This is a genomic window from Ruminococcus champanellensis 18P13 = JCM 17042 (assembly GCF_000210095.1).
GTDB lineage: Bacteria > Bacillota > Clostridia > Oscillospirales > Ruminococcaceae > Ruminococcus_F > Ruminococcus_F champanellensis.
Window position 1 is genome coordinate 313943 of record NC_021039.1, and the last position, 18879, is coordinate 332821.

Here is an 18879-nt window from a genome sequence, read left to right on the forward strand (position 1 = left end):
TCTACTGCGTAAGCGGAGCACGCGGAGTATAAACGACAGTCCCAGAAAAGATGGTCGCTGAAAAGTAAACCTCTCCTGCGTAAGCGCAGCACGCAGAAAAAATTAGACAATCTGCAAAGAAAACGGTCACAAAAAGCAAACCGCAAACAAGCAAACGATCACAAAAAGAAACCCCGCCGGAGACATGCCCCGGCGGGATTCATTATGTGGCTTCCGGCAGATTGCAGAACTTGTCCCGGTACAGATGCACCTCCGTGGTGATCCGCCCCCCTGCCCCGGTGACGATCATTCTGGAAATATACCCGGCGGCAAAGCTGCCCAGGGTAATGTGCCGCTCCAGATCCTCCCCGTGATAGCCGGGATACACCGCCCGAACGCCTTGACAGGCACGCATGCTGTACCGGAGCTTCTGCGCCAGACAGTCCGCCGGGTTCGCCGCATACTGCAAATCCAGGGAGATTTGCCGGTGTCGGGCAATGTTCCGGGCGGTGGCGTCTGCATTCTCCAGGGAAAACGCATCTGCATTGCCGTCTGCGTCCGCCATGTGAATATGGCTCACCATCCGGGTGTAATCCAGTCCGCAGCCTGTGGACAGCAGAGTATCCCCTCCGATGGTGATGCTTGCCCCATCGCTCCGGGTGAGCCGCACCTGGTTGGCGCCGCTGATGTAGGGGTACCCCTGGTTGTACTTGTAACCATAGTTCACGATGGCATCCCACTGGCTGGTGCCCTCCTTCACCCACACATAATTGGTCTGGGTAATGCCGGATTCATAGGTCACTCCCGGCACGGTGTATTTCTCCATCAGGGATTGGAGGGTCACGCCGGTGAGCATGCCTGCCGCCATCTGGTTCTGCATCAGCAGACTGGTGAAGCCCCTGGAGGATACCTGCACGGTCTGCATGCCCTTCTGTTTCGTCATGGTCAAGCCGTCCAGCACCCCTTGGTGCAGCAGCTGATTGTCCAGCCGGAATGCCACCGACGCCGGATTCCCGAAATCGCTGCGGCTGGTGAGGAACCGGGCGGTCAGCGTGGTGAAGGGGGTGTATCGCTCCTTTTCCAGCCGGAAGCTCAGACACACCGCCTCGGTAAGGGTGCTGCCGGATACGTCCGTCAGGGTCAGCGTGGGGGTCATGTGGCATCCTCCTCCCCGGTCACCTGGCTGATCTCCCCCACCCCGGCAAGAGTCAGCTGCACCTGTGCCGCCGACAGGGTCTTGCATTGCCGCACCGCATACTGCTCCGTGTGCAGGCTCTCAAAGTGCATCCCCGCAAAGGAAAAGGTCAGGGCGGTGTTGCTGCTGCAAAGCTGCTCCAGCTTGGGGGCAAGGGTCGCTGCGTCCGAATCCGGCACAAACCCCATGAGGGTCAGCGTATGCCGCCGCACCCCCGGAGAGATCATCCGGCTGTCGTCCGCCACTGTGGGCTCCTCCCGGAGCTGTCTGCCGCCGGACAGGGTGAAATCCGTCACGGTTATGGTGAACGTGGGCAGCAGCAGGGTGTACAGCTTGGGGGCGGTATCCGTTACCTGGGTCATGCAGTCCCCTCCTTCCGCTGATACCGGCACAGCAGGGTCACCTGGGCGGTCAGCTCCATTTTGTTCAGCTTGGGCTGGATCTGCGGCGCCTCCGCCCGGAGCTGCATCACCGTGTAGCCGCTGTCCAGTATCGGGGTCATCAGCTGCTGCTCCAGTCGGTCATACAGCATGCCGGGGGTGTCCGCCGCCGGTGCCAGCAGGTGAAATTCCAGCTGTAATTTCAGCGGATACAGACTGCCCCCTGCATAGTCCGAAGGGGACGCTAGCTGCACCGCCGTCACCGCCCCGGTCATATACCGGCAGGGGGGATCCGAAATGGGGATCTTGTCGTATGCCAGCCGGATGGCTGCTCCCGTGGCGGCAATGCTGTCGCAAAGCTGGGTCAGAATACTCTGAATGGTACCCATACTACTGCCCTCCCGTCTGCATCAGGGGGGATGCGGGACAGGTCAGCAGATCCGCACAAGCCTTCAGATACTCCTCCGCCAGTGCCTGGGCAAAGGGCACCTTCTGCCCCCGGTCGGATTCCTTCGCCACCGTGCCTGCGTAGGTATAGGTCAGTTGGCTCTGGGCGGCAAGCATCTGACTGTGCCGCAGGTTCGCCAGTGCGGCGCAGAGATAATCCAACTGGGGCCGCTCCCGGTCTGCATCCGGCAGGAGCATCCGCTCCACCTGGGCGGTTGCCTCATCCAGAAGGGGATCCAGGCTCTTTACGTCCGCCACGCCGCTGAACATCCGGAGAATGCTTCTTGCTTTTTCCTGGTTCATGCCGCACCTCACATTCTAAAGCTGTCCAGGGGTGCATGCTCCCCGGGCTGTAGCTGGGCGGCGCACTGTCGGGAGAAATCCCGGCGCAGCGCATCCTTATACTGGTACAGCCGGGCAAGCTCCATGCCCTCCAGGCTCTGCATCACCGCTTCCGCTGCGCTTTTGGAATGGGTCGCCGCCAGAAGCTGCCGAATCTGCTTCCGGGCATCCTGCCGGGCAAGGGCAACCGCCTGCTGCTGGGCGTTCAACTGGGCTTGCAGCGCCTTCCGCACCGGATCCTCGCCCCCGGATGCACCGTACTGCTTGGTGACTCCTGCATGCACCTGGGCAGGCACCGCCACAAAGCTCCACTCGTACACGTCGCTGATGTCCTCCAGTTCCCGGTAGCACAGCCTGCCCCCGTACACCTTACCCTTTTCATGGGCACATGCCCCGGTGCTGCCGCAGACGGAGCAGCGGCTGGTTTTGGCGGCACAGGACACGCTGACCTCCTTTTTGATGCCCCCGTCGATCTCCCGGATCAGATCCTGGTTGGAATCCGTCCGGATCATATAGGCGCATGCCTTCAGATAAGTATACGCCGCCCCGTATGCTGTCCGCCGTGCCGGATCCTCCACAAGCTCCGTGGCAAAGATCCGGGCGGTCTGGCGGCTGCCCTTGGGGTCGTGGTCGAAAATGCCCGTAACCCCCTCAAACCGGCGGCACAGGGTCTCCAACGCCTGCTTGGTGAAGCATTCTCCGTCCCGGTCCACCTCGTTGTCGCACAGGATCACGTCAAACATGTACACCTCCTGTGCGGTATGCTTCCGGCGTGTAAACCGGTTTAGCTGTTCCAGCAGCTTGCTCTGTTCCATATCCATACTCCTTTCGTATAGCAGTGCGCTCCGATCAGAACTGACCGGAGCGTGCTGTTTTGTGCGGTGTTTTCTTATGTCCAGCTGATGGACTTGACTGCGTCTCCCATCAGGGTGCGGAAGCCCACGCTGACGGATACGGCGATGCGATCCAACTGACAGTCGATGAGCTTGTCGGTTTCCAGAATGATGTCCCCGCAGGAGATCTGCTCCAGGGCGAAGCGCTTGTCGATGCCGATGATCTTGTTGCCGGACAGTTGGGAGGATTTCACCAGCTTTGCGCCAAAGGGCAGCAGCAGCTCTCCCTGCTTGCCCTGGCGCTGGTTCTCCATCTGGCTCATGGCAAGGATCTTGGACAGCAGCTCCGGGGTGGTGATGACGGTGGTCAGATCATAGTCGGTGAATTTGCCGTACAGTGCTGCCAGATCCCCGTAGCCAAAGCCGGTGGAGGTGCTGGCAAGACCGGCGGGGGTGGTGCCGTTGTACAGCGTATCCAGCGCCTGCTTGGTGACGGCGTTTGCCAGCCGCATGCCGATGGAGCGGAGGGTCACTGCAAACACGTCCAGCTTCTGCTGCCGGATCACCTCGTAGGAGGCGGTGATGAGTCTGCCGAACTTGGTCATGGATACGGCGGTGCTCGCCAGGGTAATGGCGGTAGCAGGCAGCTTTGCTCCTTCATCGGTGGTGGTGGAGAAGCCGCTGTTGCCGTCGCTGATGCTAAAGGGCGTGTAGCTGGGGGCAGTGGTCTTGGTTTCCACCGCCACAAGCTCCGTGAGAATGGAATCCCGCATGCCTGCCAGGATCGCCCGGCGGATAAACTCCGGGAACAGCACGGCGCTTTCCGTGGTGGTGAAGAATTTCTCCACCCGGTCGCAGTCCGGGCCGTTCAGATGAATGTCAAAGCGCTTCAGCTGACGCTCAAAGGCGTCCAGCTTTCCCAGGGGGGAATCCGCATAGGATGCGGTGGGATCCATCTCCTCCAGCGCCTGGGAGAAGGACTTCCCCGTCAGATTGTACATGCTCTTTTCCAGCTTGATGGTGTCATACATGATTTGCTTCCTCCTTTAAAAGCTTCAGTTCCAGTTCCTTTGCCTGTGCGTTCTTGAGCCGTGCCTCCGCAAGCTCTACCTCGTCCTGTAAATTGATGTTGTCCCACTCCACGTCCACCGACTCGTCCAGACCATACTGGATCTCCAGATACAGCCGGGCGATCCGCCGGATCACCGGGGTCAGAAGCCGGCGGAAATATTCCAGCTCTGAGGTGAGGATATCCGCCTGCTGGGAGGACATGCGCTCCGTGCTGGACCAGGACAAGCCCAGCAGGAACGGGGGGATGGACAGCTTGGACACCAGCTGCTCCAGCAGCTGCCGCACCGGTACATTGGTGTCGAACAGCTGATTTTCTGCGCCGATGACCTTGATGTCCACATCGCCCACCGCAACGAAATCCCGGATCTCGCCGCATCTTGCCGCCGCCATGCCATCGCTCCATTCCCGGGCGATCTGTTTTGCATGCTCTGCGGCAAAGGCTTGCTCCGTGCCGTCTGCGCCAGGCTTATAGGTAACCGCATAGCGAATGCTGCCGGCACGGTCGTAGTTCTGACCGATGCACTCGTAAATGCGGAGTAAAATGCCGCTGAGGGCAGGCAGACCTGCCAGAAGGGATCGTCCGTAGGGGGATCCCGGCGGCGGATTCAGGGCGGAGTAAACGATCAGCTCCGGAAAGGGCAGCCGTAGCTGCTCCTCCCCCTGGTGCCGGATGTATACCGGCTCTAGTGGCGATCGTCCCTGCCGCACCTCCAGTCCGGCGAGACTTCCGTTTGCAAGTCCGGCAACCTGCATGGTCTCCCGGTCGATGAGCAGCTCTCCCACAGCGCTGCCGTAGGTGAGCAGATGATCCAGAAAGCAGTCCGTGAACGCCGGTAGGGACATGCCGGTCAATCCAACCGGCACATTCTCCGTAAAGTGATCCAGCTGCTTCTGGACGCTTTTGTTCTTACTTGTGATGCGGTATCCCCCCGTGAGACGCACGATCTTGGTGATGGCAGCGTCCAGGATGGGAATCTGATGCCGCAGCCCCTCGTACAGAGCTTTTTCCGCAGGATCAATGACAAACCTGTGCCGCAGGGATGACTCCCGGCGTACAGTCTGCATCAGCACGGGGGCGGATGAGGCAGATGATTTCACAGTAAACCTCCTGTTCTGACAAAATGAGCGATGTTTCCCGATTGTTCCACGTGGAACAATTATGTTGTTTCACAGACTTCGCCGGAATGTTCCACGTGGAACATTCCCCTGTCCCGTGTGAGAGATGCCACGAAAAACGGCGATTTTTCTTCTTTTGCAAGGATGGTGCTGACAAAATAACGCAGATCGTCCATGGCGTGGTCATGCTCCTTCAGGGGTACGTCTCCGCCTGCCTTTTCGTTCCACTGATACAGGGAGAATTCCCGGATGCAGTCCTTGCAGCTTGCGTGAATCCGGATCCTGCCGGATTTCAGAGCGTCGCTGACCCGGCGGATGCCGCTGAGCACGTCATTTTTCGCCGGAATCACCCGGAATCTGCCGTGGCGGCGGATGCACTCCATAAAGCTGGCTGCGGAGGGATCGATTACAACACAGTCAATGGTTCTGCCGCTGCATAGCTGCTCCAGGGCGGTGTAATGCTCCTCGTCCGTCCGGGAAATGCCTGTTTGCCGGGATGCGTAGTAGTATTCCCCAAGCCGGTACCAGACGCCGCCGGATTCTCCCCAAAGCCCCATAGAGGTGGGATTCACCGTGCCGTAATCGCAGGATACCACGAACCGGCTGCATGCAGGGGGCTCCGTAAACAGGTGGGTATCCTTCCGGAACATGGGGTACACCAGACCGCTGGAGGCAGTCCATTTTCCCAGAATGAACCGGTCGTAAAACACCCCGGCGTAAAGCCGCCGGTACCGTGCCCGGATCCGTGGCGTCAGGGACAGGTTGTCCTCCATGGTGAAGTGCAGATACAGGGCGTTTTTCTCCGCCGCTTTGCAGATCCACTCCCGATAGAACCAGTGGTAGGGGTGATCCGGGTTGCAGTTGAACCAGAGCCGGGATCCGCTGATGGAGCACCGGGCAATGGCCTGTTCTACGAAGGATCGGGGCATCAATGCCACCTCGTCCAGAAAGATCCCTCCGAGGGTGATCCCCTGGATCAAAGCGGCGGAGGATTCGTCCTTTCCCCCGAACAGGTAGAACCGGTTGCAGCGCCCCTGCATGCTAATGTCGATGTAGTTTTTGCTGAGCTTCTCAATGCAGGTAAACCCCAGATTTCCCAGCATTTCCACCAGGGGTACCACCACATTCCGCCGCAGGGCGGTGACGGTTCTGCCGCAGATGGCAAAGCTCTGCCGGGTAAAGGTGGTCATAGCCCAGCTCACAAACCCCAGGGACATGGCGGTGGTTTTGCCGCTTCGGACGGCGCCGTCACAGATAATGGCGTCATAACCGCTGGTTTCCCGGCGGCTCCACCAGCCGGCAGCAAGGGACTGCTTCTTGGAAAAGGGCTTAAACTCCATCTTCCCCATCCCCTCCGCCTGCCAGTGCCGCCAGCAGGGAACGGGCAGTGGCACCGCTGTCTGCGGAGGATGCATACTCGTACATCCGCTCCAGCGCCTTCTGCCGGTCAAAAAACTTGATTTCCAGTCCCCCGCCCTTCACCTTTTTGATCTCCGACACATTGAACAGATCCAGCCGGGAAAGCTGCTCCCCGGACAAGGACTCCTCGCTGAGAAGCAGAGTCAGTGCGTCGTTTGCGGTGCCGAAAGCAAGCCGCTCCAGTCCCACATGCACCTGCTGCTTCGGGTCGATCCGGGGCATTCTGGTCAGCCGATGCACCAGTCGCTGATAGGCTGGCATTCCTAGAATTTCCAGTCCACTTTGAAATGCGGTATCCGGGTCAAAGCCTGCCCGGAGGGCTGCCTCGGAAACATTCCCCAGCATTGCATACAGACTGCAAAACTGTCTGCGCATCCGTTTTGTCTGTTCCGTCATAAAAATCGCCTCCTTTTCTGCGGTATACACCGCTCACTGACACCCCCTTCTTGCCGGTTTCTTGTATGTGCATGTACAAGTCCGGGGATTTTTTTTGTGAAAATTCGTCAGAATCGTTCTTTTTCATAAAAAGTTGAGAAAAATGCTTGACAGAATCGCCCTGATACGATATAATTGTTTAGTGCAAGAATTCTCTGTGCTTACAGGGTAATTTTTAACTGTTCACTTTGCGGCATGCCGCATGATAAATCGCTAAAGGAGGTACAGCAATGAAAAGAACATACCAGCCGAAGAAGCTCCACAGAAAAAAGGAGCATGGCTTCATGAAGAGAATGGCAACCAGAGCCGGTAGAAAGGTTTTAGCTCGTAGGAGAGCAAAGGGCAGAGCAAAATTGACCTACTAACGAGTCAGACCACAACAATGCTTGTGGTCTTTTTATTTAGGCGGCGTTTCGCTGCCTGCATTTGATGAAATTCCCAGAAGAACGCGGAATTCTGAGAAAAGGAACTGTATGCTTCACACGGTAATGTTAAACCAGAATAAGGACTTTCTTGCCCTGTACAAACGGGGGGTCTGTATCCCCCTGCGGCATGTGGTGCTGTATGTGCGCCGCAACCGCTTCGGCTTTAACCGGCTGGGTGTAACGGCTGGCAAGAAGCTGGGCAATGCCGTCTGCCGGAATCGTGCCAAGCGGCTGATCCGCCAGGCGTATCGGGAAACGGAGGCGCTGCTGCCCTGCGGCGTGGATCTCGTGATCGTTGCCCGGTCCTCTATTTTGCAGATTAAGTCGCCGGAGCTGACCGCCCTGCTTGCAGGGAAGGGTCTGCGCCAGTTACAGGCGGCTGCCGCACGGGATCCCCAGAAGCAATGAAACAGACGGCGATGCTGCTGATCCGGTTCTACCGGAAGGTGATTTCTCCCCTGCTGCCCCGTTGCTGCAAATACTACCCCTCCTGTTCCGCCTATGCCCTGGGCGTGCTGGAGCGGTTCGGATTTCTCCGTGGCTCCTGGCTCGCCATCTGGCGGCTGCTGCGGTGCAATCCCTGGAGCAAGGGCGGATTCGATCCTGTGCCGCAGAAGTTTGATATTCTGGGGAGGCATACGCCGGCGGATTTTCCGCAAGACGATGAGTAAGGCGAGTGCCACAGGAGGTCAATTTGTTCGATTTGATAGCGATCCCACTGGGTTGGATCATGAAAGTGGTCTACGAGGTGGTCAAGGATTACGGCTTATCCATTATTATCTTTACCCTGATTATTAAACTGCTGACCTTCCCGGTCAGCTACAATCAGCAAAAGAACATGGCAAGAATGCAGGTCATCAACCCCAGGCTTGCCAAGCTGAAGAAAAAGTACCCCAACAATCCCCAGAAGGTGCAGGAGGAGCAGTATCGCATCTACCAGGAGGAAGGCATCAACCCCATGGCAAGCTGCCTGCCCACTCTGTTGACCATGCTCATCATCATGGGCGTGTGGCGTGTGGTATGCTGTCCGTTGACCCACATTCTCGGCCTTGGCGGGGATGTGTCCCAGGCGCAGACCCTGCTGACGGACTGGCTCACCCAGAACAGCATTACGGAAAAGGCGTTGTCCTCCCGTCCGGAGCTTGTGATTTTGAAATATGCCAAGTCCAACCCGGATATTTTCAGCAGCCTGCCCGGCTTTACTGATACCATCCACGGCTTCAACAACACGGTGCTGCGGCTGATCGACCTGGGCGCACAGCCCTCCCTCAGTCCGGATGGGGGCTGGACGGCAGCGAATCTTGCCCTTGCCAGCATTCCCTTTATCTCCGGTCTGCTGCAGTTGGGCATGACCATTTACACACAGGTTCGCCAGAAGAAAATGAACCCGGATGCTCCCAGCATGGGGGGCATGAACGCAATGCTCTACATTATGCCCATTTTCTCCGTAGTGCTGGCGTTCTCCATGCCTGCCGGCGTGGGCTTCTACTGGGTATTCTCCTCCCTGTTCAGTCTGATCCAGACTGTGGCGCTGAACCATTACTTTACACCGGAGCGTTCCGCCCGGATCGCCGCAAAGGCAAAGGAAAAGGCAAGCCGGAAAAAGCCCGGGCTGTACCAGAAAATGATGGAACAGCAGCAGGCTATGATGGCGGAGCAGAACGGGGATAACCGCCGTGCTGTGATGCAGCGGAGTGCCGCCAACCGTGTGGATTACTCCGACGAGGAGGAAGCTGAAGGCATGAGCCGTGCCGAGCTACAGGAATACAACCGGCAGCGGATCAACGAAGCCAGAAAGCGGATGGAAGAAAAGTATTCCAATGATCAAACCGAGTAAACCGTCAATACCGCACAGCTTTTGTGCGGTGTTGTCATACATACCGGACATATTATTCTGAAAGGGGGGAGATGGCGCCGCCCAGCGGATACGCCATCTATCATCGGTATGATTGAGATTTTTACAGCAAAAACCGTGGAGGAAGCCCAGGAACAGGCAGTCAGCGCATTCGGCGCACCGGCTTCCCAGATCCGGTTTGAGATCTTAGAGCAGCCACGCCGGGGTCTGTTCGGTAAGCTCAAGGGCGAGGCAAGAGTCAAGGCAGAGTACGAGCCCATGATGCAGCAGACTCCCGTCCGGGAAGCGCCAGCAGCCCCTGCTGCCCCCGTACCCCAGCAGCCTGCGGCACCGGCAGAAGAACCGGCCGTGCAGCCTGACGCAGTACCCGTTGCGGAAACTGTTCCGGAAACCCCGGAGGCAGTCCCTGCGGAGGAAGCTGCCCCTGCGGAATTGACAGAGGAGCAAGCCGCAAAGGCAGAGCATGCAAGAAGCTACGTTGCATCCATCCTCCGGAGCATGGGTCTGTCGGATGCATCCACTATGACAGTCACCGAAAGCGGCGTGACCCTGACCTTTGACGGGGATGGCAGCGGTACCATCATCGGCCGCCGGGGGGAGACCCTGGATGCCCTTCAGTACCTGGCTTCCATGGTTTCCAACAAGGGGGACAAGGAGTATTTCCGGATCACCATCGACAGCTGCGGCTATCGGGAAAAGCGCCGCAAGACGCTGATCGAGCTTGCCAAGAAAATCTCCAAGAGCGTGCTGCGCACCGGACGATCCACCACCCTGGAGCCTATGAACCCCTATGAGCGCCGGATCATTCACTCCGCAGTGTCGGAAATTGAGGGCGTCACCTCCCATTCCACCGGTGAGGAGCCTTACCGGAAGGTCATCATCTCCAGCACCAACCCCCGGAAGGGCGGCGAGCGCCGGGGCAGAAACGACCGTGACCGCCGCCGGAGAAATCCGGAAGGGCCGAGAAAGCTGGATCTTGCCACCAGCTTCGAGAAGGACTACAAGCGCCCCAAGCCGGAGGATGAACTGAACGCCGGCTTGTACGGAAAAATCGAATTTTAAGCGGACTTCGGTTCGCCGAAAACGGGCGGCACTTGCCGTCCATTTTTGTGTAAAGGAGCAGCCTATGTCAACCATTGCAGCCATCTCCACCCCCAACGCCGTGGGGGGTATCGCCGTGATCCGGGTTTCCGGCCCGGATGCGCTTACCGTTGCGGCGCGTGTGTTCACCCCTGCCAACGGCAAGCCTGTGTCCGGCATGGCGGGCTATACCTGTGCATACGGCACTGTCCTGGATCAGGATGGAAACCCGGTGGATGACGTGGTTCTGACGGTGTTTCGTGCGCCCCACAGCTACACCGGGGAGGATACGGCGGAGCTGTCCTGCCACGGGGGACTGTTCCTGTCCCGGCAGGTGCTGCGGCTTTGCTTTGCCGCCGGGGCGGAGCCTGCCCAGCCTGGAGAATTCACCAAACGTGCTTTTCTGGCTGGCAAGCTGTCCCTGACCCAGGCGGAATCCGTCATGGATCTGATCTCCGCCCAGGGGGATGCACAGCTCCGGTGCGCCCGTTCCCTCCGGGAGGGGGCGGTGTTCCGCCGGATCCACAGCTGTACGGATCAGTTGGTGGTGCTGCTCAGTGATCTGGCGGCATGGGTGGACTATCCGGAGGAGGACATTCCCAGCGTGGAACCGGATGCTCTGGACGCATCCCTTACCGCTCTGCATGCAGACCTGTCTGCCATTGCATCCACCTACGACTATGGCAGGATCCTCCGGGAAGGCATCAATACGGTGATCGTGGGGCGCCCAAACGTGGGTAAATCCACGCTGATGAATCGGCTCAGCGGCTTTGAGCGGAGCATTGTCACGGATATTGCCGGTACCACCCGGGATGTAGTGGAGGAAAGCGTGCGGCTGGGAGATCTGACCCTGCGGCTGTCGGATACGGCAGGATTGCGGGATACTCCCGACCGGATCGAGCAGCTTGGGGTGGAGATCGCTTATCGGCGGCTGGAGGAGGCGGAGTTGATTCTGGCGGTGTTCGACAGCACTGCTCCCCTGCTGCCCCAGGATCGGGAACTGATTTCCCGGATCGGAAAGCGCCGGGCGGTCGCCATTTGCAATAAAAGCGATGCAGGATCCTCTCTGACCCCGGATGAACTGTCCGCCCACTTTGCCTATGTGATCCCCATTTCCGCAAAAACAGGGGAGGGCATGGAACAGCTCTCGTCCGCCCTGCATGCTCTGTTCCTGTCGGATGCTCCCGACCCCCAGGCTGGGGTACTATCCAACGAGCGGCAGAAGCTGTGTGTGGAGCGTGCCATGGAGCACATCTCTGCTGCCATTGCCGCCGTTCGTTCCGGAGAACCTCTGGACTGCGTTACCGTGCTGCTGGATGATGCGGCGAATACGCTGCTGGAGCTGACGGGAGAGCGAGCCACAGAGGCGGTTGTAGAACAGGTTTTTGCAAGGTTTTGTGTCGGGAAATGAAAATGTTCCACGTGGAACAGTGTAAAACATGCGCAGAAGAAATTGTTCCACGTGGAACAATGGAGAACAAGATCAAAAAATGTTCCACGTGGAACATTTCACAGTTTGGAGTTGAAAACATGGAGGAACCACTGGGATGCTATGAGGTGATCGTGATCGGTGCGGGGCATGCGGGGGTGGAAGCCGCTCTGGCATCTGCCCGGCTTGGATGCCGCACCGCAATGTTCACCATCTCCCTGGATCAGATTGCAAATATGCCTTGCAATCCGTCCATTGGCGGCACCGCCAAGGGGCATCTTGTCCGGGAGATCGACGCCCTTGGGGGCGAAATGGGCAAGGCGGCGGATGCAACCTTTATTCAGAGCCGGATGCTGAACCGGGGCAAAGGCCCGGCTGTTCACAGTTTGCGTGTGCAGGCGGATCGGGTCGCCTACCACTGTTACATGAAGCAGGTCTGTGAGCAGGAGCCAAATCTGGATATCAAGCAGGGCGAAGTCGTGGAGATTCTAACTGAAAACGGTGCCGTATGTGGCATTCGGACTCGTCTTGGCACTGTGTATGCTACCCGTGCTGTTGTGATTTCCACAGGAACCTATCTGCGGGGACTGATCCATGTGGGAGAAGCGTCCTACCAGAGCGGGCCGGATGCGGCATTGCCCAGCATCCAGCTTTCGGAGAGTCTCCGGGCCTTGCATGTTCCTCTGCGCCGGTTCAAAACTGGTACGCCCTGCCGTGTGCATCGCCGGAGCATCGACTTTGACAAGCTGGAGCGGCAGGACGGAGATCCGGACATTGTCCCGTTTTCTTTTGCCAGCGATGCTTCCCGCATGCAGAACCGGGTCAGCTGCTACATCGCCTACACCAATGCTCAGACCCACGCAGTGATCCGGGCGAACCTGCACCGCTCCCCCATGTATTCCGGCAGAATCGAGGGCGTTGGCCCCCGGTACTGCCCCTCCATCGAGGACAAAATCGTCCGCTTTCCGGACAAGGAACGACACCAGCTGTTCGTCGAGCCAATGGGGCTGAACACGGATGAATACTACCTGCAGGGCATGTCCTCCTCCCTGCCGGAGGAGGTGCAGCTGGCGTTTTTGCGCACCATTGTTGGACTGGAGCATGTGGAGATCATGCGGCCTGCCTATGCCATTGAGTATGATTGCTGTGATCCCACCGCCCTTTCTCCTTCTCTGGAGTTTCGTGGTCTGCATGGTTTGTTTGGCGCCGGTCAGTTCAATGGCAGCTCCGGGTACGAAGAGGCGGCTGCGCAAGGGCTGATGGCAGGTATCAACGCCGCCCGGCTGGTGCAGGGTAAGGAGCCTGTGATCCTAGATCGGGGCACCGCCTACATCGGCACTCTCATCGATGATCTGGTTACAAAGGGCTGCAACGAGCCATACCGGATGATGACCTCCCGCAGTGAATATCGCCTGATTTTGCGCCAGGACAATGCGGATCAGCGCCTGTCCCGGATCGGCCATAGCATCGGGCTGCTGTCGGAGGAGCGATATGCTGCCCTGCGTGCCAAGGAAACCGCCATTTCCCGGGAGATCAAGCGGGTGCAGCACTGCAACATTGCTCCTTCGGATGCTTTTGCGGATTTTCTCACGAACCATGGTACAACGCCTCTTACAACCGGCTGCAAGCTGGCGGATCTGATTCGTCGCCCCCAACTGGGTTACAGCATGCTGGCACCCTTTGACCCGGATCGACCCGTACTTCCGGAGGATGTGGGGCAGCAGGTGGAACTGGAGATCAAATATGCCGGGTATATCGAAAAGCAGCTGGCGCAAGTGGCGCAAATGCGTGGCTTGGAGGAAAAGCTACTGCCAAATGATGCAGATTATAGCCAGGTTCGGGGACTGCGGTTGGAGGCGGCGGAAAAGCTGAATCGTCAGCGACCTATCAACATCGGCCAGGCAAGCCGGATTTCCGGGGTATCCCCGGCGGACATTTCCGTGCTGCTGGTCTGGTTGTCGCAAAGGGGGAAACAAAATGCTGCCGAAGTATGAGCATGCAAAGACGCTTTTTGAGGGGTACGAGCTGGAGCTTACCCCCGAATGCTACGAAAAACTGGACTGCTACGCCTCGTTTCTGGTGGAGTATAACGAAAAGGTGAACCTGACCGCTCTGACCGCTCCGGAGGATGTGCTGATCAAGCATTTTCTGGATAGCATGCTGTTGACGAAGTACATAGAAATCCCCTTGGGCGCAGCCCTCATTGATGTGGGCACCGGTGCCGGATTCCCGTCCGTGCCCGTGTTGCTTTTACGGCAGGATCTGCATGTTACCCTGCTGGACAGCTTGAACAAACGAATCGTTTTCTTGCAGCTTTTGGCGGAAAAACTGGGGCTGGAGGTTCGGTGTATTCACGGACGCGCAGAGGAAGCAGCCAGAAAGCCGGAGTTGCGGGAGAAGTTTGATGTGGCGACTGCACGGGCAGTGGCGGCATTGCCTACCTTGGCGGAATATTGCCTGCCCTTTGTGAAGCCCGGCGGCATGATGATTGCCATGAAAGGTCCCTCCGAGCATGCTTCGGACGGTGCTCGTGCTGCGCAGTTGCTTGGGGGTGAAAGTCCCAGGGCAGTGGATTACACCCTACAGGAGGATGCAAGGCGGTTGATCTGCATCCGAAAAATATCGCAGACTTCAACCAAATACCCTCGCAACAGCGGTCAGATCAAAGCAAAACCCTTGATTTAACCTCCGGAAATGTTGGGAAATCCGCTTATTTCGTTGAAGTAAGCGGATTTTTGTATTGGAAATGGGGCATATTTTCTGCTACAATTGGCTTACGGACAACCGTGGAAAGGAGCAGAAAATGGGGACATTTCTAGGCTTTACAAGAGAAAAGAACACAACGAGGGTGATCCAGGTCGCACCGGAGGAGATTTTGCCGAATCCGCATCAGCCCAGGACGGAGTTCGAGGAGGTGGAAATTCTCTCGCTGGCGGAAAGCATTCAGCAGAACGGCCTTTTGCAGCCACTTTCCGTGCGGAAGCTGCCGGATGGGTACGAGCTGATCGCTGGGGAGCGCCGGCTCCGGGCTGCCAGGGAACTTGGGTTGCCAACCGTGCCTTGCATCGTTTTCGACGTTTCGGATCGAACATCTGCTATTCTGTCACTGGTGGAGAATATTCAGCGGCAGAATCTGAATTTTTTCGATGAGGCAGCAGCTATCCAGCGGCTTATCGCCTCTTACGGCATGACCCAGGAGGATGCGGCAGTGAAACTGGGCAGAGCCCAAAGTACCGTTGCGAACAAGCTGCGCCTGCTGAAAATCAGTGAACCCCACCGGGCTCTGATTTTAAAGTATGGGTTGACGGAACGGCATGCAAGAGCGCTTCTGAAGCTCTCCTCCCTGGAGGATCGTGAGACGGTGCTGCAGCAGGTCATCAAGCGAAATTTGAACGTGGAGAAAACCGAGCAGTTGATAGCCGATCTGCTGCATCAGCAAAAGGAACGGGAAAGCTATCGCCAACGCAGCCCGTTTTTTCAGAACGTGCGTATTTTCGTAAATACGATCCAGAAGGCCGTAGAGACTATGCAGGCAGCCGGAATCCAGGCTGATGCACGGAAAATCCAGCACGATGATTTCGTTGAATATCGTGTCTACATACCGGTTGTGAAGTAATTGTTCCACGTGGAACAATTATAACCGGTCTGCATGTTCCATGTGGAATGTTCCACGTGGAACATTTTTTTGCAAACACCTTTACAAGACCGCCTCCACATGCTATAATAGTATTGAAATGGAAGGAGGCGGTAAGATGGCTCGCATTTTTGCGGTCGCAAATCAGAAGGGCGGCGTTGGAAAAACCACAACGGTTGTAAATCTTGCTGCATACCTGGGTTCCCGGGGCAAAAAAGTGCTCTGTGTGGATATCGATGCCCAGGGCAATACCACCACTGGATTTGGCATACAAAAAAAGGGTCTGGAGGTGTCCTCCTATGATGTGCTGCTTGGAAAAGCACGAATCCAGGAGGCGATCCTCGACAGCGAGTTTTCCAATGTAAGTGTTGTGCCGGCTGTTTCAGCACTGGCTGGCGCCGAGATCGAAATGATCGAGCTGGATAACCGGATGAATCGGTTAAAAATGCAGTTGCTCACCTGTCGGACGGACTACGATTTTGTGTTTATCGACTGTCCCCCGTCCCTGAGTTTGATGACTCTGAACGGCCTGGTGGCATGCGATAAGCTGATTATCCCCATGGAAGCCGAGTTTTTTGCACTGGAGGGTCTGTCCCAGCTGTCAGATACCATGCGGATCGTTCGATCCAGGTATAATCCCGGGCTGGATATCCAGGGAATCCTGTTTACCATGTTCGATGCACGGCTGAATTTATCCAATCAGGTTGTGGATGAGGTGGAGCGATACTTTCCGGGAAAGGTGTTCCAGACAAAAATACCTCGGAATGTGCGGCTCTCTGAGGCACCCAGCCATGGCAAGCCGGTAATGTATTACGATAAGAGCTCAAAGGGCGCAGAGGCGTATGAGCTGTTGGGGCACGAGATTCTGGGTGAACCTCTGGTGATTCAGCAGAAGCGGCGGCTTTTTGGGCGTTAGAAAGGAGTAGGCTATGGCAAAAGGCGGTTTGGGACGGGGCTACGAGACCTTGTTCTCGGACAACACGACGGAAGTACATAATCTTTCCACTTTGCGGGTGGCGGAGATCGAGCCAAACCGGGAGCAGCCCCGAAAATCCTTTGATGATGGGGCAATTGCTGCACTGGCTGATTCCATTCGGGAGCATGGCATGATCCAACCAATCCTTGTGCGCCCGCTGGAAAACGGCTCCTACCAGATTGTAGCCGGTGAACGGCGCTGGCGGGCAGCCCGGATGCTGGGACTGGAGGAAGTGCCGGTGACGATCCGAGCAATGTCCGACCAGGAAACCATGCAGATTGCACTGATTGAGAATTTGCAGCGAGAAAATCTGAACCCTATTGAGGAGGCCCAGGGATACCAGGAATTGTTGGATCAGTTTGGTATGACCCAGGAGTGCATCGCCCAGATCGTGGGCCGATCCCGGTCGGCGGTGGCAAACTCCCTGCGGCTTTTACAGTTGCCGGGGCAGATTCAGCAATATTTGCAAGAGGGATCCATCACCACCGGTCATGCCAAGGCGCTGGCTGGCTTTGCGGATGAGGAAGCCATGCTTGCATGCGCTGCACGGGCGGCGGACGGTCAGCTGACTGTTCGTGCCATTGAAAAGCTGGCGGCAGCACCCAAGGAGCACCTGCTTCAGCCGGATCGGCGCCGGGACAGCTACTATAAGGAGATGGAGCTGAGCCTGAGCAGCAGTCTGGGCAGAAAGGTGAAGGTGGATCAGGGCAGAAAGAAAGGGATGCTGATTCTGGAGTACTATGACAAGGACGATCTTGCAACTCTTGCAAAAAAATTGACTGAGTGAAAGCACGCAACACTGCGGTTTGCATGGTGTGAAACAAAATTGTTCCACGTGGAACAAATTCAATACAGGAGAGAAAATCATGATCGATATAAAGTTGATCCGGACAAATCCGGAACTGGTGAAGGAAAATATCAAGAAGAAATTCCAGGATGAAAAGCTCCCCCTGGTGGACGAGGTTGTGGAATTGGACAAGCAGTATCGTGAGACGAAAGTCAAGAGCGATGCACTGCGGAACCAGCGAAAAACCATCAGCAAGGCGATCGGCGGGCTGATGGCAAAAGGACAGAAGGAGGAGGCGGAAGCCAGGAAGGCGGAGGTTGCGGAGCTTGCAAAGGAACTGAGCGAATCTGAGGCGATGGAAAACGACCTGGAGGCACGGATCCGGAAGATTATGCTGGTGATCCCCAACATTATTGACGATACAGTGCCCATCGGCAGGGATGACAGCGAAAATGTGGAGGTGGAGCGCTTCGGGGATCCCTTTGTACCGGAGTTTGAAGTCCCCTATCATGTGGATATCATGGAAAAGCTCCACGGCATCGACATCGACAGTGCCCGGAAAACCAGCGGAAACGGCTTCTACTATCTCTGCGGTGACATTGCCCGGCTCCATTCCGCCATTCTGTCCTATGCCCGGGACTTCATGATCGATCGTGGCTTTACATATTTCATCCCCCCTTACATGATCCGCAGCGACGTAGTCACCGGTGTTATGAGTTTTGCGGAGATGGAGGGCATGATGTACAAGATCGAAGGGGAGGATCTGTACCTGATTGGTACCAGTGAGCATTCCATGATCGGTCGGTTCATCGACACCATCCTGCCGGAGGAGTCCCTGCCCCAGACGCTTACCAGCTATTCCCCCTGCTTCCGGAAGGAAGTGGGCGCCCACGGCATTGAGGAGCGTGGCGTATACCGGATTCATCAGTTTGAAAAGCAGGAAATGATCGTGGTCTGCAAGCCGGAGGACAGCAAGGCGTGGTTCGTCAAGCTGTACCAGAACACAGTGGACTTCTTCCGGAGCCTGGATATCCCGGTACGCACTCTGGAGTGCTGCTCCGGCGACCTGGCGGATCTGAAGGTCAAGAGCATCGACGTGGAGGCATGGTCCCCCCGTCAGAAGAAGTACTTCGAGGTAGGCAGCTGCTCCAATCTGGGGGATGCTCAGGCACGGCGGCTCGGCATCCGTGTCAAGGGCGCAGACGGGGAAAAGTACCTGGCGCATACGCTGAACAATACGGTGGTCGCACCGCCCCGGATGCTCATTGCGTTCCTGGAGAACAACCTGAATGCGGATGGTTCCGTCCGGATTCCGGAGCCGCTCCGGATGTATATGGGCGGCAAGGATGTTATTCGGTAAATCAATTATCTTTCGAGGCATGGGGTATTCCGTGCCTCGAAATTTTTTTGAAAAAATCGAAAAAAAGGCTTGACAACCACTGCGCCGTGTGATATAATATTTTATGTTATCACGCT

General features: G+C 57.0%; 21 protein-coding genes. 12 read left to right on the forward strand and 9 right to left on the reverse strand.

Annotation, left to right across the window (positions count from 1 at the left end; genetic code table 11):
• Positions 1-202 precede the first annotated feature (202 nt).
• From RUM_RS01360 to RUM_RS01400, 9 genes are all read right to left on the reverse strand, one after another.
• Positions 203-1135: a hypothetical protein gene (locus RUM_RS01360; RefSeq protein ID WP_015557435.1), complete on the reverse strand. Its 933-nt coding sequence runs from the start codon at positions 1133-1135 to the stop codon at positions 203-205.
• A complete protein-coding gene (locus tag RUM_RS01365) occupies positions 1132-1536 on the reverse strand; it encodes a hypothetical protein (protein ID WP_015557436.1) in 405 nt (134 codons plus the stop codon). Before RUM_RS01365 ends, RUM_RS01360 begins: the two co-directional genes overlap by 4 nt.
• Complete coding sequence (locus tag RUM_RS01370) at positions 1533-1943, reverse strand: hypothetical protein (protein ID WP_015557437.1); 411 nt, start codon at positions 1941-1943, stop codon at positions 1533-1535. The genes RUM_RS01365 and RUM_RS01370 overlap by 4 nt, the downstream gene beginning before the upstream one ends.
• A 1-nt stretch (position 1944) precedes the next feature.
• Positions 1945-2304: a hypothetical protein gene (locus RUM_RS01375; RefSeq protein ID WP_015557438.1), complete on the reverse strand. Its 360-nt coding sequence runs from the start codon at positions 2302-2304 to the stop codon at positions 1945-1947.
• A gap of 8 nt (positions 2305-2312) precedes the next feature.
• Entirely contained in the window at positions 2313-3158 is an 846-nt protein-coding gene (locus tag RUM_RS01380; RefSeq protein ID WP_015557439.1) for a hypothetical protein, read from the reverse strand.
• Positions 3159-3232: 74 nt separating this feature from the next.
• Entirely contained in the window at positions 3233-4207 is a 975-nt protein-coding gene (locus tag RUM_RS01385; protein ID WP_015557440.1) for a phage major capsid protein, read from the reverse strand.
• On the reverse strand, positions 4200-5345 hold the full coding sequence (locus tag RUM_RS01390) for a hypothetical protein (RefSeq protein ID WP_041326203.1): 1146 nt from the start codon (positions 5343-5345) through the stop codon (positions 4200-4202). Before RUM_RS01390 ends, RUM_RS01385 begins: the two co-directional genes overlap by 8 nt.
• 59 nt (positions 5346-5404) lie before the next feature.
• Complete coding sequence (locus RUM_RS01395; protein ID WP_015557441.1) at positions 5405-6703, reverse strand: PBSX family phage terminase large subunit; 1299 nt, start codon at positions 6701-6703, stop codon at positions 5405-5407.
• Positions 6693-7178 (reverse strand): terminase small subunit, encoded by a 486-nt coding sequence (locus RUM_RS01400; RefSeq protein ID WP_015557442.1) that lies wholly within the window; start codon positions 7176-7178, stop codon positions 6693-6695. The genes RUM_RS01395 and RUM_RS01400 overlap by 11 nt, the downstream gene beginning before the upstream one ends.
• A 269-nt stretch (positions 7179-7447) precedes the next feature.
• On the opposite strand from RUM_RS01400, the gene rpmH reads away from it, so the two are divergent.
• The 12 genes from rpmH (at position 7448) to serS (ending at position 18763) form a co-directional block, all read left to right on the forward strand.
• The gene (gene rpmH / locus RUM_RS01405; RefSeq protein WP_015557443.1) at positions 7448-7582 is read left to right on the forward strand and encodes a 50S ribosomal protein L34; all 135 of its coding nucleotides are present in this window, start codon (positions 7448-7450) and stop codon (positions 7580-7582) included.
• 108 nt (positions 7583-7690) lie between these two features.
• Positions 7691-8050, forward strand: coding sequence for a ribonuclease P protein component (gene rnpA, locus RUM_RS01410; protein WP_041326204.1), 360 nt, complete (start codon positions 7691-7693; stop codon positions 8048-8050).
• Positions 8047-8313 (forward strand): membrane protein insertion efficiency factor YidD, encoded by a 267-nt coding sequence (gene yidD, locus RUM_RS01415; protein WP_015557445.1) that lies wholly within the window; start codon positions 8047-8049, stop codon positions 8311-8313. Before rnpA ends, yidD begins: the two co-directional genes overlap by 4 nt.
• 23 nt (positions 8314-8336) lie before the next feature.
• Complete coding sequence (locus RUM_RS01420) at positions 8337-9479, forward strand: YidC/Oxa1 family membrane protein insertase (RefSeq protein ID WP_049775487.1); 1143 nt, start codon at positions 8337-8339, stop codon at positions 9477-9479.
• A gap of 108 nt (positions 9480-9587) precedes the next feature.
• Positions 9588-10559 carry an RNA-binding cell elongation regulator Jag/EloR gene (gene jag, locus RUM_RS01425; protein ID WP_015557446.1) on the forward strand — a complete coding sequence of 324 codons (972 nt, stop codon included), beginning with the start codon at positions 9588-9590 and terminating at the stop codon, positions 10557-10559.
• Between the two features lie 64 nt (positions 10560-10623).
• A complete protein-coding gene (mnmE, locus tag RUM_RS01430; protein WP_015557447.1) occupies positions 10624-11988 on the forward strand; it encodes a tRNA uridine-5-carboxymethylaminomethyl(34) synthesis GTPase MnmE in 1365 nt (454 codons plus the stop codon).
• A gap of 119 nt (positions 11989-12107) precedes the next feature.
• Positions 12108-14000: a tRNA uridine-5-carboxymethylaminomethyl(34) synthesis enzyme MnmG gene (gene mnmG / locus RUM_RS01435; RefSeq protein WP_041326478.1), complete on the forward strand. Its 1893-nt coding sequence runs from the start codon at positions 12108-12110 to the stop codon at positions 13998-14000.
• Positions 13984-14691: a 16S rRNA (guanine(527)-N(7))-methyltransferase RsmG gene (gene rsmG / locus RUM_RS01440; protein WP_015557449.1), complete on the forward strand. Its 708-nt coding sequence runs from the start codon at positions 13984-13986 to the stop codon at positions 14689-14691. The genes mnmG and rsmG overlap by 17 nt, the downstream gene beginning before the upstream one ends.
• Positions 14692-14809: 118 nt before the next feature.
• Positions 14810-15622, forward strand: coding sequence for a ParB/RepB/Spo0J family partition protein (locus RUM_RS01445; protein WP_041326206.1), 813 nt, complete (start codon positions 14810-14812; stop codon positions 15620-15622).
• Positions 15623-15758: 136 nt separating this feature from the next.
• Positions 15759-16556 carry a ParA family protein gene (locus RUM_RS01450; protein WP_015557451.1) on the forward strand — a complete coding sequence of 266 codons (798 nt, stop codon included), beginning with the start codon at positions 15759-15761 and terminating at the stop codon, positions 16554-16556.
• Positions 16557-16569: 13 nt separating this feature from the next.
• Complete coding sequence (locus RUM_RS01455) at positions 16570-17403, forward strand: ParB/RepB/Spo0J family partition protein (RefSeq protein WP_015557452.1); 834 nt, start codon at positions 16570-16572, stop codon at positions 17401-17403.
• A 79-nt stretch (positions 17404-17482) separates the two neighbouring features.
• Entirely contained in the window at positions 17483-18763 is a 1281-nt protein-coding gene (serS, locus tag RUM_RS01460) for a serine--tRNA ligase (RefSeq protein ID WP_015557453.1), read from the forward strand.
• Positions 18764-18879: the final 116 nt, after the last annotated feature.

What these genes read in the sequence shown, in the direction of transcription:
- RUM_RS01360 (WP_015557435.1), bottom strand. Translation starts at nt 1,135, where the DNA reads ATGACCCCCACGCTGACCCTGACGGACGTATCCGGCAGCACCCTTACC.
- RUM_RS01365 (WP_015557436.1), bottom strand. Translation starts at nt 1,536, where the DNA reads ATGACCCAGGTAACGGATACCGCCCCCAAGCTGTACACCCTGCTGCTG.
- RUM_RS01370 (WP_015557437.1), bottom strand. Translation starts at nt 1,943, where the DNA reads ATGGGTACCATTCAGAGTATTCTGACCCAGCTTTGCGACAGCATTGCC.
- RUM_RS01375 (WP_015557438.1), bottom strand. Translation starts at nt 2,304, where the DNA reads ATGAACCAGGAAAAAGCAAGAAGCATTCTCCGGATGTTCAGCGGCGTG.
- RUM_RS01380 (WP_015557439.1), bottom strand. Translation starts at nt 3,158, where the DNA reads ATGGAACAGAGCAAGCTGCTGGAACAGCTAAACCGGTTTACACGCCGG.
- RUM_RS01385 (WP_015557440.1), bottom strand. Translation starts at nt 4,207, where the DNA reads ATGTATGACACCATCAAGCTGGAAAAGAGCATGTACAATCTGACGGGG.
- RUM_RS01395 (WP_015557441.1), bottom strand. Translation starts at nt 6,703, where the DNA reads ATGGAGTTTAAGCCCTTTTCCAAGAAGCAGTCCCTTGCTGCCGGCTGG.
- RUM_RS01400 (WP_015557442.1), bottom strand. Translation starts at nt 7,178, where the DNA reads ATGACGGAACAGACAAAACGGATGCGCAGACAGTTTTGCAGTCTGTAT.
- rpmH (WP_015557443.1), top strand. Translation starts at nt 7,448, where the DNA reads ATGAAAAGAACATACCAGCCGAAGAAGCTCCACAGAAAAAAGGAGCAT.
- rnpA (WP_041326204.1), top strand. Translation starts at nt 7,691, where the DNA reads ATGCTTCACACGGTAATGTTAAACCAGAATAAGGACTTTCTTGCCCTG.
- yidD (WP_015557445.1), top strand. Translation starts at nt 8,047, where the DNA reads ATGAAACAGACGGCGATGCTGCTGATCCGGTTCTACCGGAAGGTGATT.
- jag (WP_015557446.1), top strand. Translation starts at nt 9,588, where the DNA reads ATGATTGAGATTTTTACAGCAAAAACCGTGGAGGAAGCCCAGGAACAG.
- mnmE (WP_015557447.1), top strand. Translation starts at nt 10,624, where the DNA reads ATGTCAACCATTGCAGCCATCTCCACCCCCAACGCCGTGGGGGGTATC.
- mnmG (WP_041326478.1), top strand. Translation starts at nt 12,108, where the DNA reads ATGGAGGAACCACTGGGATGCTATGAGGTGATCGTGATCGGTGCGGGG.
- rsmG (WP_015557449.1), top strand. Translation starts at nt 13,984, where the DNA reads ATGCTGCCGAAGTATGAGCATGCAAAGACGCTTTTTGAGGGGTACGAG.
- RUM_RS01445 (WP_041326206.1), top strand. Translation starts at nt 14,810, where the DNA reads ATGGGGACATTTCTAGGCTTTACAAGAGAAAAGAACACAACGAGGGTG.
- RUM_RS01450 (WP_015557451.1), top strand. Translation starts at nt 15,759, where the DNA reads ATGGCTCGCATTTTTGCGGTCGCAAATCAGAAGGGCGGCGTTGGAAAA.
- RUM_RS01455 (WP_015557452.1), top strand. Translation starts at nt 16,570, where the DNA reads ATGGCAAAAGGCGGTTTGGGACGGGGCTACGAGACCTTGTTCTCGGAC.
- serS (WP_015557453.1), top strand. Translation starts at nt 17,483, where the DNA reads ATGATCGATATAAAGTTGATCCGGACAAATCCGGAACTGGTGAAGGAA.